Origin of the sequence: Posidoniimonas polymericola (assembly GCF_007859935.1) — a bacterium.
In the GTDB taxonomy this organism is placed as follows: Bacteria; Planctomycetota; Planctomycetia; order Pirellulales; family Lacipirellulaceae; genus Posidoniimonas; species Posidoniimonas polymericola.
On record NZ_SJPO01000001.1, the window covers coordinates 423,777 to 437,288 of the forward strand.

Genomic DNA, 13,512 nt, shown 5'->3' on the forward strand with positions numbered 1-13,512 from the left:
TCGGATGCGTCATTCAGGACGGCGCCGCCTGAGGGAGGGCGGACGCGAATCCCCAGTTGGGTCTACGGGACAAAGGAGTACCGTGTCATGTTATTCAAACTCATCGCAACAGGCGTAGCGGCAGCGGCGGTTTCGGCCGTGACGATCGGCTTCGCCCAGGGCCAGCCAGGCGACAACAACGACGCCCCGCGGCCTGCCCGGTTGGGGCCGATCGCGCCCGGACAGGTGTTCGACAGGATCGACGCCGACGGCGACGGCGTCGTCACGAAGGAAGAATTTGCCAAACATCAAGAGCAGCGTCAGGCCCGCCGGCCGGGCGGTCCCCCCGCGGGCGGGCCCGCGGATGTCGGCCCCCAACGCGGTGGTCGCGGCAACGGGCAGGGCATGGGACAAGGTCGCGGACAGGGTCCTGGGCAGGGCCGACGCATGGGCCAGGGCCGCAACGCCGGCCGTGGACCGCAGGGCCAAGGCTTCAACGCCGACCAAGGACCGCGGATGGGGCCGCCGATGGGACAGCAGGCCGGACGCCGCGGAGGCCAGGGCGGACCCGGTCGGGATGATTTCACCGGCCCGCCGCGGGGCGACTTCTGCCCGCACTGCCAGGGCTCGGGGATGGCTCCGCAGGGTCCCGGAATGGGGGGTCCCGGAATGGGAGGCCGTGGGATGGGTGGCCGAGGAATGGGTGGCCGAGGAATGGGCGGCCGCGACTTCGGCCCGCCGCCGCGTCTCGAGGGCGATCAAGCCGCCCCGCCGCGTGGTCCGCGAGGTCAGGGCCGCCGTGGTGAAGGCCGTGGCCGCCGCGGCTTCGACCGCCCGCCGGTCGACGACCAGCCCGCCGCCGAAGAGCAAGTGCAGGAAGAATCGGAAACCTGACCTCCGACACAGGCGACCGATCCTCAAAGCACCCGGCAGCGGCCGACGAGAGTCGGCCGCTGTTCTTGCGCGCGGAGGCTACTTTACCGCGGCCGCCGCTTTGGCGCTTGCGACTTCTTCGTAGCCGACGTCGTAGACGCCGAGCTCCATCAGTTGGGCGGCGAAGGTGTAGGGGTCGGCCGCGTAGACCTCTGGGATCTCGACCGAGATCCGCGACGCGTCGACCGTCTTGACGTACTCAAGGGCCGCCTCCTCGTTCCATTGGTCGGTCGGGATAAAACAGTCGCGGTACATTCCCTGGATAAGGTCGCGAACGGTGGTTGTCTCGACGACGCCGGCGTACTGTTTTTTGAGCCGGATCAATACCCGCCCGTTGCGGACGATTGGATGCTGAAACAAAGCCTCCAGCCGCATGCCGTTGACCAGTGTGCCGGTCGCCGCGTCGGACTCCGCCTCGACGAAGCCCGCCGCCCGGCCGGCTTTCACCCCCTCGGGCGTCAAGAGCGTGGTGGCGATCAAGTAGCCGCCGGCGATGCTCTGGCCCGACAGCGAGGTGATCCTGCAGGGGAGGATCTCGCCGCGCGTGGCGGGCTGCTTGCCGAGCGTTGCCTGGACCCGCACGAGCTTGAAGAACGGCTGGTACTTCTTGTCTTCAAGCAGCTTCTCTCGTTGGTCGCTGTCGCCGACCCAGGCGAAGGGGTTTGCGAGCGTTCGCTTCTCGGAGAGCGACAGCGTCTCCGATCGGTCCACCGCTGCTAGGTCGAGCAGCAGCCCGCAGCCGTTAATCGATTCGGGATGGTAGGTGATCAAGTCGGCAACCTGCCTTAGCTCGCACCGCCCAGGAGAGGAAGTCGCTGTGTGCGTTGGCGACTCCGGGTAGGCGGCGTGGGCCGATAGCGGCAGCGCCGCGGCAGTAATCAGCGTGAAAACGGCGAGCAGGCGCACGGACATCAAGACCTCGCGACAGAAGAGTTGGCGTAGAGAGAATGTTCGAATGCGATCGTAGTCCACGGTTCCCCGCGGCAACCAGATCAGTTTGTAGCCAGTCGCGACGCGTCGCCACGGATCAGCCCATGGCGCCAGCCATGGGACCGACCTGGTACGCGGTCCTACGGCTGGCGCCGCCAGCCAGGGGAACCGCACTTGCCGGTGTGACCGCTACGGCCGCGCCAACGCGAACGCGGCCGACAACCATTCAGCTAGCATCCCTGGCGGTCCGATGCAGGATCATGGCGCGCCGTCGCTGCGCCGCGGTCACCACTCCCTTCACGCCGGCCTCAGGAGAATCACCATGTGGAGAAGCTTCTTCCTCGCGATGGGCGTGTTCTCGCTGCTGCTGGGCGCCGAGTGCCTGGCGATCGACCAGGCCACCATCAAGCCGCGGATCCAAGGCGGCCAGGTCATCCGCCCCGAGAAGACCGTGCAGCCCCCCGACTGGGCCCCGTGGAGCCTGATGGCAGGCGGGGCGGTGATCGTCCTCTACACCTTCACACTCCCGCGTCGCGTGAAGGACTAGGCGGCCCAAAAGACCGGATGGCCAAGCCGAAATGCCCAATAAGCAGGGATTTAGCCCAAAAATCGGGGCATTTTGGCTTGGCGATCGCTCATTGAACGCCCCGCCATCTGCTTGAAACACCGGCCCGCGGCGGTCTATCATGAACCGCTTGGCTCTTTCTGGGTCATGACGGTAAGTCCGTTGACCCACCATCCCGATTCCCCCGACCCCGTTTTACGCCATGGCGACTGTCACCAAGCCAGAGTCCTCGACCGCATCTGAACTCGTTTCCGGGGCCGACATCCTGGTGCAGTCGCTGGTCAACCACGGCGTCGACACCATCTTTGCGTACCCGGGCGGCTGCAGCATGCCGCTGCACCAGGCCCTCACGCGGCACAAGGACAAGCTGCGGACCATCCTGCCACGGCACGAGCAGGGGGGCGGCTTCGCCGCGCAGGGCATCGCCCGCTCGACTGGCAAGGTCGGCGTCTGCATGGCGACCTCCGGCCCTGGAGCGACCAACCTGGTCACCGCCATCGCCGACGCCAAGCTCGACAGCATCCCGCTGGTCGCGATCACCGGCCAGGTGCCGACCGCGGTCATCGGGTCCGACGCCTTCCAAGAGACGCCCATCGTCGAGGTTTGTCGCGGCATCACCAAGCACCACTACCTGGTGACCGACGTCGAGGATGTCGCCCGCGTGATGCGCGAGGCGTTTGTCATCGCCAGCACCGGCCGCCCCGGCCCCGTGCTGGTCGACATGCCCAAGGACGTGCAGCTCGCCCTCTGCGAGCCGGACTACGACGCGCCGCTCGACCTGCCCGGCTACCTCAACAAGGAAGGCGAGTTCGAGGTCCCGCAGGCCCGCAGCGAGCAGATCAAGCAGGCGGCCGCCGCGATCAAGCGGGCCAAGAAGCCGGTGATCTACGCCGGCGGCGGCGTGGTCATCTCCGGCGCCAGCGACGAGGTCCGCACGCTCGTCAAGAAGACCGGCATCCCAATCACCACCACCGTCATGGGCCTGGGCATCTACCCGGGGACCGACCCGCTGTCGCTCGACATGCTGGGCATGCACGGCAGCGTCTACTCGAACTACGCGGTCGACGAGGCCGACCTGTTGATTGCCCTCGGCGTGCGGTTCGACGACCGCGTCACCGGCAAGCTCGAGGAGTTCTGCAAGCACGGCAAGATCATCCACGTCGACATCGACGCCGCCGAGCTCAACAAGAACAAGCCGGCCCACATCCCCGTCCAGAGCGACGTCAAGCAGGCCCTCACGGAGCTCAACAAGATCGTCGAGGCGCCCGAGGACATCAGCCCCTGGGTCGAGCAGTGCCTGGAGTGGAAGAAGAAGTTCCCCTTCAAGTACGACGAGTCGTACCCCGGCATCACCCAGCAGCACGCCATCAAGACCCTCTGGGAGATCGTCCACGAGAAGGACCCGATCATCTCGGTCGGCGTCGGGCAGCACCAGATGTGGGCGGCCCAGTTCTACAAGTTCGACAAGCCCCGCACCTGGCTCAGCTCCAGCGGCCTGGGCACGATGGGCTTCGGCCTGCCGGCCGCGATGGGAGCGCAGAGCGTGTTCCCGGACCGGCTGGTCATCGACATCGACGGCGACGGCTCGTTCCAGATGAACATCCAGGAGCTGTCGACCCTGGTCTGCGAGAAGCTACCGGTGAAGGTGCTGCTCTTGAATAACCAGCACCTCGGCATGGTCGTGCAGTGGGAAGACCGCTTCATGCAGGGCAACCGTGCCCACACGTACCTCGGCCCGGTCGACCACCCCGAGTGGGCCGGCAAGGGCGACGGCATCGGCCGCGCCGGCCGCGACCACCGCTACGCCGACTTCGTCAAGATCGCCCACGGCTACGGCTGCGGCGGCGCGTACGTCGAGCGTAAGGAGGACCTGCCGGCCGCGATCGAGGAGATGATCGCCTACGACGGACCCTACATCCTCGACGTCAACGTGCCGTACCAGGAGCAGGTGCTGCCGATGATCCCGAGTGGCCACACCGTGCGGGATATCATCACGGAGTAGGCAGCCGCTCACTGATGTCGAGCCACCCACCAACCCCCGGCGGAAGCCGGGGGTTTTTTATTGACGCCCCAGGCGCCCGTCGGGGGCCGGGGCGGGTAAGCTGGTCCGATCCCCTCTCAATTGCTGTTCTCAAATCCAACGAAAACTGTGGCGGACTCGTCCCACCCATCATCGCCCTCGGCCGAAGACCTCCAGCAGGCCGCCCAAATCCTCGAGCAGGTCGCCGCCGACCGCGGGCTGCTCGCGCAGCTCCCTGAGGAAGACCGCCAGCGGCTGCTGCGGATCGTGAACCAGGTGGCGCTGCCCGACCGCGGCTCACGCCGCAAGCTCCGCAAGGAGTTCCACCGCAAGAAGCAGGCGGCGCTCGACGAGCAGCGCAAGGCCGACGCCGAGCGGCTCGCGACGACCGGCATCCGCGCTCAGTACAGCACGCGCCAGCTCAAGAAGCCAGAGCCCCCCGCGCCGTTCGACACGCCGCCGCCCGCATTAACGCACGATGCTTCGGTAGCCACCGGTGAAGGGGCAACGGGGCAGGGCGCCGCCGACCCGCTCAGTGATTGGCCCAAGCTCGACCTGCCGCGGACCTGCTACACCTGCAAGGCCGAGTACGACCGCCTACACCACTTCTACGACGCCCTCTGCCCGGCCTGCAGCCAGCTCAACTGGACCAAGCGCAACCAGACCTGCGACCTCTCGGGCCGCGTGGCGGTGGTGACCGGCGCGCGGGTGAAGATCGGCTATCAGGCGGCGCTCAAGCTGCTGCGGGCCGGCGCGCACACGGTAGTGCTGACCCGCTTTCCGCGCGACGCCGCGCGGCGGTTCCTGGAGGAGGCCGACCACGAGGAGTGGCGGGGCCGCCTCGAGATCCACGGCGCCGACCTCCGCCACACGCCGAGCGTCGAGGCGCTGGCCGACCACCTGGCCGGCACGCTGCCGCGGCTCGACTTCCTGTTGAACAACGCCTGCCAGACCGTGCGGCGGCCGCCCGGCTTCTACGCGCACTTGATGGAGGGCGAGCGGCGGCTCGGCGAGTCGCTCCCCGACGAGGCGCGGCCCATGCTTGCCTCGTACGAGGAGCTCCGCAAGCAGGGCACGCGCGAAAACAAGCCAGAGCTGGCCGGCGCCGCGCTGGCCGCCCTCGGCGACGGGCTCGCGCGGGACAGCATCGCGGGCATCGTGAAGGCGGCCGAGTTGTCGCAAATCCCGCTCGTGGCCGGCGACGAGGACCGCGGCGAGCACCTGTTCCCCACCGGCCAGTACGACGTCGACCAGCAGCAGGTCGACCTGCGGAGCGTCAACAGCTGGCGGCTCCGCCTGGCCGACGTGCCGACCGTTGAGCTGCTAGAGGTGCAGCTAGTGAACGCCATCGCGCCGTTCATCCTCAACGCCCGGCTCAAGCCGCTAATGACCCGAGTCCCGACGCCCGACAAGCACATCGTCAACGTGTCGGCGATGGAGGGCGTGTTCTATCGGGCGTACAAGACCGACAAGCACCCGCACACCAACATGGCGAAAGCGGCCCTCAACATGCTGACCCGCACGTCCGCTCAGGACTACGCCCGAGACGGCATCCACATGAACAGCGTCGACACCGGTTGGATCACCGATGAGGACCCGGCCGAGATCGCGAAGCGGAAGCAGGAAGAGCTGGGCTTCCACCCGCCCTTGGACCTGGTCGACGCCGCGGCCCGGATCTGCGACCCGTACATCGACGGCCAGCTGACCGGCAATCACGTGTGGGGCAAGTTCTTGAAGGACTACCAGGTGGCGAACTGGTAGGCGTGCTCGCTAGGCGCTCTGCACTCGTACGGCTTTCGACGGCCGCAGGGCGAGCAGCAGGAGGATGAGGGCGATTGGCAGCAGGGTCGCCACCGCCCCGTTCCCGTAGGCGATCTGCAGGGCGGCTTCCCCAAATTGGTTGGCGGGTAGCGTCCTGACCAGCACGATGGTCGTCGCGATCCTTGCCGCACACGCCGCCAACAGTATCGCACCGGCCGCGGCGGCGAAACCAACGACGCCAATACGCGAAAATCCGTGGCCAATAACGGCCCCCCGGGCAGTCAGCATGACCACCGCCCCAAAGGCGATCCACGCGGCGGCCGAGGCCGCCACCGAAGACCCGCCCATGAGCGTTCCCGTGCCGCCCAGCCAAGCGGTCACGGCTTGAGCCGCCAAGCCGACGGTGTTGGCGACGGCTTGGCAGACAATCAGTGCGAGGCCGCCGGCCGCCATCCACCGCACCCGCCGTCTCCAGACGGCCGTGGTGTTGACCTTGCTGTACTCGACCGCCAAGTCGGGCGTCCCGCCAACCCGATGCGCGGCGACCAGGAACGCCTCTTCCTCGCTGAGGCCCAGTTCCCCAAGCGTGTCCAGCGAGTCACGCAGATGAATCTCGAGCTCGTCGGCGTCGGTGGCGTCAATCGAGCCGGCCGACTGCAGGTTGGCTCGCCAGTCACTGATCGACTTGTTCAGCTCAAACATGCCTTGGGTCCCCAGAGGAGGGTGAGGGTATCGTGCACCGCCAGCCAGTGCTCGCGGTGCTGGGCCAGCGACTTCTTGCCGTTGGCGCTGACGCTGTAGTACTTCCGCCGCCGGCCGTTGTTGGCCTGCTTCCAGCTCGACTGGATCAGGCCTTCTTTCTCCATGCGGTGGAGTACCGGGTAGAGCATGCCCTCGCTCCACTCGATCTGCCCGCCGGAGGCCTGCCGCACCTGCTGGATGATGGAGTACCCGTAGTCCTCTCCCCGCGACAGGATCGCAAGGAGCAGGGGGCGGGTAGAAGCAGCGGCGAGTTCTTTGGGAAGCATGATGTCGCCCGTGAATACCTAGCGTTGCTAGGCTTTTTACTTGTGTCCGCTAGGTATGTCAACCAAGTGATGGAGAACCATCGATCCACGATGGGGAATTCGTGCCTGCGGCGACCTGCGACCTGGATTTTTGGTGGTTTGGGGTGTCTTGCCGGCCCCAGCTGATGCCGATATACTGCGGGGCTCACAAAGCATGCGAGGTCCCTCACAGGGCCACGCCTACCGTACAGAACCCCGCCTCGGCGGGCCGCTAAGAGCGGGAGACTCCAATGACCATCGATAAATCACTCAAAGTTAAGCGTGGCTCCACGGGTACCCGCAGTGTGCTGACCCGTGTCGAGCGGCTCAAGCAGCTCAAGGACAACGAGCGCTGGAGCGAGGGCGATTCGCCGTTTGGCATCCCAAAGGTGCGGGTGAAGAAGCTCCAGATGAAGAAGAAGAAGAAGAAGGAAAAGGACGAGGACAAGAAGTAGCCTCGGCCGTAGGCGAGCGCCGTCCCGAGCGGGTTCTTTCCGCTGTAGGGCTCGGGCTATGCGAATCCGACCGGCCCTGCCGGACCTTCCGATGCACATCGCAAGAAAAAAGAGTCGCACCAAACTTGGTGCGGCTCTTTTTGTTTCATGCGGCGCCGTCGACACTACTCGACGTCAAATTCATCCAGCTTGCGATCGAGGGCAGACAGGATAGCGCTCTCCGCCTCGACGCGGCCGCCGTTCATATCGGCCAGCTGGTCGCTGCGCCGCGCAACCGCCCGGCCGATCAGCCGCTGGAGCGTGGCCGCCGACTGCAGCCGCGGCCCGACGTCAGCCTCTTCAGGCGAAAGGCCGGCGAGGTAGAGCTGCAGGAAGTTGCGTTGGTCGTTCAGTTCGTCCAGGTCGCGGACGATCGCGGCCAGGCGGAACGCCGACAGCTCCTTCGCGCCGACCAGCAGGCCCTCGAGTTCCCGCAGGCGGGAGTTGTAGCCCGCGACGCGGGTCGAGAGCTCGAGCAGGTCGATCTTGACTGCTTGGCTGCGAGAAACCGGCTTGAACCGCTTGCTGCCTCCGGACACGCCCTGCTGGGCGACCCGCGCCCCGTCGTCGGCGAAGGGGTCGCTCCAGTCGAGCTTCTGGGCGGCCGGATGGTCGGCCCAGGCGTCGGTTGGGGCCGTGGGCTCTGGTGCTGAGAAGGCGGCAGGCTCTGGCTGCGCTGCGTACTCTGGTTCGGGTTGGTCCGGGCTCTTCCGCTCGGGCGCCACAACCTCGATTGGGTCCGCGGCAAATGTGGGCGGTTCGACCGGCAGCGGATTGCTAGGTGCGGGGTCGTAGGCGATTGGGCTGGCGGGTTCTGCGGGCGCTGGTTCTGCCGCCACCACTTCTGCTACGGGCGCCACCTGGGGCGGCAGGAACTCGGGCGGGCTCGGCAGGGCGCCGCGGCCGCCCAGCATTGAGCCGCGGATCACGCCCTTGAGCCACTGCTCCATGGCGTCGGCGTCCTGGTCGGTGCGGGCCGAAGCGTTCCAGGCGTCGAGCGTCTGCTGGAGCAGTTCCCGATTGGCTTGGTAGGTCGACTCGTTGCTGCGGTGGCTCTCGCTGCGGAGCTGCAGGTGCTGCGCGGCCCGCCCGACCAGCGATTGCAGCTCGCTGGTGCGGGCGGTCGGCTGGGCGGTCAGCGTCGTGGGGAATGCCGCGACGATCGCCAGCACAACGGCCGGGCAGATCGAGCAAAGCTTCGGGGCGGTGGTCATTGTGTTTCGGGTTCCGGCGACGGTTACAATGAGGGGTCCCGCTTCCGCGGGCGCAGCACGCGTTTAAACCTAGACCCGCCGCATTGCAAGTCAACCCGCGACCCCCTGACCCGTCCCGGACTCGTCGCACAAAGGGGCGTCTGTGGCCGCTTGTGCTGGTGCTGCTGGCCGTGCCGGTTGTGCCCGCCGTGCTGCTGGGCGAGGACTGGGTTCGCGGCCTGTGGTCAGGCGAACTCCCCGATCGGGCATTGATCGTGGCTGGCGCCGCGTTGCTGGCGTCGGACATCTTGCTGCCGGTCCCCTCGGGGCCGCTGCTTGTGCTGCTGGCGTCGCGGGTCGGCTGGCCGGCCGCCACGGCCGCCGGCGTGATTGGCCTCACGGTGGGAGGGCTGGCTGGGTACGCCCTGGCCCGCTGGGGCGGCCGTCCGCTGGCCGTCCGCTGGGCGGCGCCGGACGAGCTCGCGCGATGGGAGCAGGCGATCGCCGCCAATGGCTCGTGGATGGTGCTGGCGTCGCGTCCGATTCCGGTGGCGGCCGAGGCCGTGACCCTGGCGGCCGGGCTCGGCAGGATGACGCTGGGGCCGTTTGTTGGCTGGCTGCTGGTCGGCAACCTGCTGACCTCGCTGGTTTTTTCGGTGCTCGGTCAGGCGGCGGCTCAGAGCGAGGTGCTGAGCGTCGCGGTTGTGTTGGCGGTCGCTGCTCCGCTTGCTCTGCATCAATTGGCGAGGAACCGCCACAATAGGCGGGCGCCTAAAGACTGAATTATCCAGGTTTCGGCAAATAGCTTGTTTTTTAGGGGTGACTTTGGTTTCGCTCAGATCAGGAGCTGGCGGGCGCCGTTTGCACGGTCGACCCAATCGATAAGAACGAATTGCAAGTGTCCGACTGGAAAACACCACAGAGCAACTGCCCCTTCAGCGAACGCCGTGTGGCATGCCGATACCCCTCGTGTCGGCACTCCGCAGTTCAATCGCGGCGTTGTTCGGCATGTACCACTAAGCGATCCAACCTTGCGGGCAGGGCATTGTTGGGATCGTCACAGCGGCGTCGCCGTCGAACAACGGCGGCGCGCGCCGCTGCGCACATCCTGATTGCGTCGCGCTCCGCCTGGGCGGGTTCCACGAAACCAACACGTGGGGACCAGTTCCATGCAACGCACGTTCGAAGAGTCGAGTCACTCTGGCAGCTGCTACGAGGTCGTAGTGGCGTCCCGGGACGGAGAATTCATCTCCACCGTACAGGCGCTGGCCGCGTCGCTCCCGACCCAATTGCAGGTCCGGGTGACGGCCGACGCCGATCATGTCGAGACCAACGGCCTCACCGCCGCGGTGGTCGTCGACCGCCGTTCTCTGTTAGGCCTGGGGGGCTCGGTCATTGCCCGGCCGATGCCCGAGGTCCCGGTGCTCTGCGTGCTCGACGGCGCCGAGGGCGCCGCGCTCGAGGCGCTCCGCCGCGGGGCTTGGGACGTGCTGGTGCCGCCGTTCGAGGCCCGCGACCTGCAGCGGCTGATGGAGCCGCTGGTCGCCGAGGGCGTCCGCCGCGCAGGCGACCGCGAGCTGATCAAAGACTTCTATTCCCGGCTCAACGCCCTGACCGACGCCGAGAGCGAGGTCATGGAGGCGGTCTGCGACGGCAAGCTCAACAAGCAGATCGCGCGGGAGCTGAATGTCAGCATCCGCACGGTCGAGCAACGCCGCCGCCGGGTGTTCACCAAGATGGACGTGCCGTCGGCGGTGCCGCTGGCGTGCCGTGTCTCGGAGGTCCGCACGATCGAGCGGCTGTCTCGGCCCGCCACGCTGAGCCCTCCGCCCGCCGACCCGCTGGGCCACGCACCGGCCATGGGTCCCGCTCCACCGGCGCCGACCCGGATGCCCGCCATCGCCGTGCCGACCTACAGCGCCGCTCCGATGAACCAGCCTTGCTGAGCGGCCGCCGGCAGTGGCGACATTGACCCACCTGGGGGCAGGGGCCCGCCGCGACAGCTTGCGGCGGGCCGGGGTCAAAACAGCCATTGCTGGCCGCCGGCCGCGGCCGGCGGCTTGAAGGCGGCGGCGTTGAGCCGCTCGCCGTCTACGTAGCCCAGCTTCCGCTTGAACGCGCCGAAGGCTTGGCCGATCTGCAGCGCGTACGCGCCCTCGCCGCGGTGGCGGACGCCAAACCGCGAGTCGTTTAGTTTGCCGCCGCGCACCGCGCCGATCATCGCCGTGACGCGTTCCAGCGACTCTGGCGCCGCGATCCGCAGCCAGTCCATGAACACCTCCTGCACGCCTGGAGGGAGCCGCAGCAGCGTGTAGCCCGCCTGCACGGCGCCCGCCTCACGGGCGGCGGCGAGGATCGCCGGCAGCTCGCTGTCGGTCAGCCCAGGGATCACCGGCGCGGCCATCAGCTGCACCGGGATCCCGGCGTCGGTCAGCTCGCGTATCGCACGGAGCCGCGCCGCGGGGGAGCTGGTCCGCGGCTCCATCTTCCGCGACAGCTCCGCGTTGAGCGTTGGGATCGAGATCGCCACCCGGCCGGCCCCGTGCGCAGCGAGCTGCTGCAGCACGTCGATGTCGCGGGTCACGCCCGCGTTCTTGGTGATGATCCCCACCGGCTGCAGGCACTCGGCCGCGACCTCCAGGCAGCCCCGCGTCAGCCGCAGCTGCCGCTCGATCGGCTGGTAGCAGTCGGTCACCCCGCTGAAGGCGATGGTCTCTGGGGTGTAGCGGGGCCGCGCGAGCCACTCCCGCAGCAGCGCTGGCGCCCGCCGCTTGACCAGGATCACGCTCTCGAAGTCGATCGCCGGGTCCAGCCCGAGGAACTCGTGGTACGGCCGGGCGTAGCAGTAGCTGCAGCCATGCTCGCACCCGCGGTAGGGGTTCACGCTGTAGCGAAACATAATGTCCGGCGAGCTGTTCTCCGTCACCACACTCTGCGAGTCGTCGTCGAAGAACCGCGTCGGCGGCCGCCGGGCGAGGTCCTCCAGGATGTCGTCCTCGGCCAGGTGCTCGTGGTCGGCCTCGAGCTGCAGCGGCTCAAAGCGGTTGCCGACCGGCGCCTGGGCGCCGCGGCCGCGGAGCGGTTTGCCGGGTTCACGTGCCATGCACGGTAGTATACGGGTGTTTAGTGCCTGTGCAATGCCGCCATCCCTTGCGGTTGCGTTTGCACAACGCAGCGGGGCCCGACGTCCTGGGTTTGCCTCACCGGCTCCGTCCGACCGGTTCTGGGCGGTTTGCTCGAAAGCGTTGTGAACAAACACGTTAGCTCCCGGGGCTGGCCTTTTCCGGAGCGACTGGCGCCGCGGGTGCGTTGGTCGTTGGGCACAAGCGAACCGCTTCCTCCCTCGGATTCGCCTTGAGTTGATTGCGGCGTACTGCCGGGGGCCCCGTCCCCTCGGGCCCCCGGCAGCCGCCCAATCCAGCGACCCAACCCAACGACCCGACGAGCCGAACCCTATGCACGCTATCGAACTTGTGGATGTTGCGGGAGTCTTGAGCCTCGGAGCCCAGGGGCTGCTCGACGACTGCCCGCAGATCTCGCAGGACGCGCTCACCGAGTACTGGACCTCGTCGCGTTGCCGGCTCGACGCGTGGGGCCGCCAGCTCCGCAGGTTCGCCTCGCCCGGCGCCGACCTGGCCGGGGCCGAGTTCCGCTCGCTCGCCGAAGAGGTCCTCCTCAGCGAGGCCCACACCCGCACCCTCGCCGCGCTCTGCGTGCTGCACGACTCCCGCTGGGGGGGCGAGCAGACCGCCGGGGCCATCGCCCGCAACGTCCTCGCCGGCCACGACGAGGCGGTCCGCCGACTCAAGCCGCTGCTGTCCCAGTCGCCCGAGAAAGAGTTTGTCCACATCCAGAGCCGCGCCCGCCGCTGGACCGACCTCCTGCTCGGCTACCTGCTGCCGTGCTGCAGCGCCCCCGGCAGCAAGAGCCCCGACGGCCACGTCATCGAGTTTTCGTTCGACCCGCAGCGGGTGGTCGACTTCGCGTTCGACGCCGGGGCCCACTCCGGCCACTCGGCGGTCGACGTGCAGCGGCTCTTGTCGGCCAGCCTGCGGATGACGCTGCAGGGCTGCTACGCCGAGCCGGTCTGCGGCGAGAACAACCAACGCATCGCGGGCGCCAGCCTCGGGTTGTTCGGCCCCGAGGCGTTCGACTCGTTCGGCGTGCTCCGCAGCACCTGGGTGCGGCGGCTCGAGCACACCACCGACGAGACCCTCGGCATGATCGACGGGCTGTTCGCCGAGAAGCCGCTCCCCGCGCCGACCCCGGCCGTAAAGCGGTTCTAGCGGTCCCCAACCTGGCGGACTTTTGTCCCTTATTCACCCATCGATTCATAGGGACAAAAGTCGCCGCCCACCGCGAGCCCCAAGGCCCGCTTCACACGGCGATAGCAGTCTCTGGCAAGTCACCCTCCAGTTCCCACGCCCGACTTTTGTCCGTTCTTGCACGCATCCGGGACAAAAGTCGGATGGTCGCGACTGGCGGTTACCGAGCAAAGCGTCGCAGCTCGGCCGAGCCAGGCCCCTGACCGCACCTCCATTTGACCGCGCGGGGTGGCCTAAGTTCTACAACGAACTGGCAAGAATTCGAG

The 13,512-nt window shown here is 67.6% G+C and carries 13 protein-coding genes; 8 read left to right on the top strand and 5 right to left on the bottom strand.

Annotated features, from left to right (window positions below; translation table 11 throughout):
* The first annotated feature begins 87 nt into the window (after positions 1–87).
* The gene (locus Pla123a_RS01685; protein ID WP_146583789.1) at positions 88–873 is read left to right on the top strand and encodes an EF-hand domain-containing protein; all 786 of its coding nucleotides are present in this window, start codon (positions 88–90) and stop codon (positions 871–873) included.
* A gap of 78 nt (positions 874–951) precedes the next feature.
* Here Pla123a_RS01685 and Pla123a_RS01690 read toward each other — a convergent pair whose 3' ends face one another.
* Positions 952–1,824, bottom strand: coding sequence for a hypothetical protein (locus Pla123a_RS01690; protein ID WP_146583790.1), 873 nt, complete (start codon positions 1,822–1,824; stop codon positions 952–954).
* Between the two features lie 340 nt (positions 1,825–2,164).
* On the opposite strand from Pla123a_RS01690, the gene Pla123a_RS01695 reads away from it, so the two are divergent.
* The 3 genes from Pla123a_RS01695 (at position 2,165) to Pla123a_RS01705 (ending at position 6,188) form a co-directional block, all read left to right on the top strand.
* Entirely contained in the window at positions 2,165–2,389 is a 225-nt protein-coding gene (locus tag Pla123a_RS01695) for a hypothetical protein (RefSeq protein WP_146583791.1), read from the top strand.
* Between the two features lie 220 nt (positions 2,390–2,609).
* Complete coding sequence (ilvB, locus tag Pla123a_RS01700) at positions 2,610–4,409, top strand: biosynthetic-type acetolactate synthase large subunit (RefSeq protein ID WP_146583792.1); 1,800 nt, start codon at positions 2,610–2,612, stop codon at positions 4,407–4,409.
* Between the two features lie 147 nt (positions 4,410–4,556).
* Complete coding sequence (locus Pla123a_RS01705; RefSeq protein ID WP_146583793.1) at positions 4,557–6,188, top strand: SDR family NAD(P)-dependent oxidoreductase; 1,632 nt, start codon at positions 4,557–4,559, stop codon at positions 6,186–6,188.
* Positions 6,189–6,197: 9 nt separating this feature from the next.
* Here the strand turns inward: Pla123a_RS01705 and Pla123a_RS01710 are convergent, their stop codons facing one another.
* Complete coding sequence (locus Pla123a_RS01710; RefSeq protein ID WP_146583794.1) at positions 6,198–6,890, bottom strand: hypothetical protein; 693 nt, start codon at positions 6,888–6,890, stop codon at positions 6,198–6,200.
* On the bottom strand, positions 6,878–7,216 hold the full coding sequence (locus Pla123a_RS01715; RefSeq protein WP_146583795.1) for a PadR family transcriptional regulator: 339 nt from the start codon (positions 7,214–7,216) through the stop codon (positions 6,878–6,880). Before Pla123a_RS01715 ends, Pla123a_RS01710 begins: the two co-directional genes overlap by 13 nt.
* 269 nt (positions 7,217–7,485) lie before the next feature.
* On the opposite strand from Pla123a_RS01715, the gene Pla123a_RS01720 reads away from it, so the two are divergent.
* Entirely contained in the window at positions 7,486–7,689 is a 204-nt protein-coding gene (locus Pla123a_RS01720) for a small basic protein (protein ID WP_146583796.1), read from the top strand.
* A 164-nt stretch (positions 7,690–7,853) separates the two neighbouring features.
* Here the strand turns inward: Pla123a_RS01720 and Pla123a_RS01725 are convergent, their stop codons facing one another.
* Positions 7,854–8,942 carry a hypothetical protein gene (locus tag Pla123a_RS01725; RefSeq protein WP_146583797.1) on the bottom strand — a complete coding sequence of 363 codons (1,089 nt, stop codon included), beginning with the start codon at positions 8,940–8,942 and terminating at the stop codon, positions 7,854–7,856.
* Between the two features lie 152 nt (positions 8,943–9,094).
* On the opposite strand from Pla123a_RS01725, the gene Pla123a_RS01730 reads away from it, so the two are divergent.
* Together Pla123a_RS01730 and Pla123a_RS01735 are read left to right on the top strand one after the other, a co-directional pair.
* On the top strand, positions 9,095–9,703 hold the full coding sequence (locus tag Pla123a_RS01730; protein WP_197527591.1) for a TVP38/TMEM64 family protein: 609 nt from the start codon (positions 9,095–9,097) through the stop codon (positions 9,701–9,703).
* A 387-nt stretch (positions 9,704–10,090) separates the two neighbouring features.
* A complete protein-coding gene (locus Pla123a_RS01735) occupies positions 10,091–10,867 on the top strand; it encodes a LuxR C-terminal-related transcriptional regulator (protein WP_146583799.1) in 777 nt (258 codons plus the stop codon).
* Between the two features lie 74 nt (positions 10,868–10,941).
* On the opposite strand, the gene Pla123a_RS01740 is transcribed toward Pla123a_RS01735, so the two are convergent.
* Positions 10,942–12,024: a PA0069 family radical SAM protein gene (locus Pla123a_RS01740; RefSeq protein ID WP_146583800.1), complete on the bottom strand. Its 1,083-nt coding sequence runs from the start codon at positions 12,022–12,024 to the stop codon at positions 10,942–10,944.
* Between the two features lie 352 nt (positions 12,025–12,376).
* Here Pla123a_RS01740 and Pla123a_RS01745 point away from each other — a divergent pair, with 352 nt between their 5' ends.
* Complete coding sequence (locus tag Pla123a_RS01745) at positions 12,377–13,207, top strand: hypothetical protein (RefSeq protein WP_146583801.1); 831 nt, start codon at positions 12,377–12,379, stop codon at positions 13,205–13,207.
* The last annotated feature ends 305 nt before the right edge of the window (positions 13,208–13,512 follow it).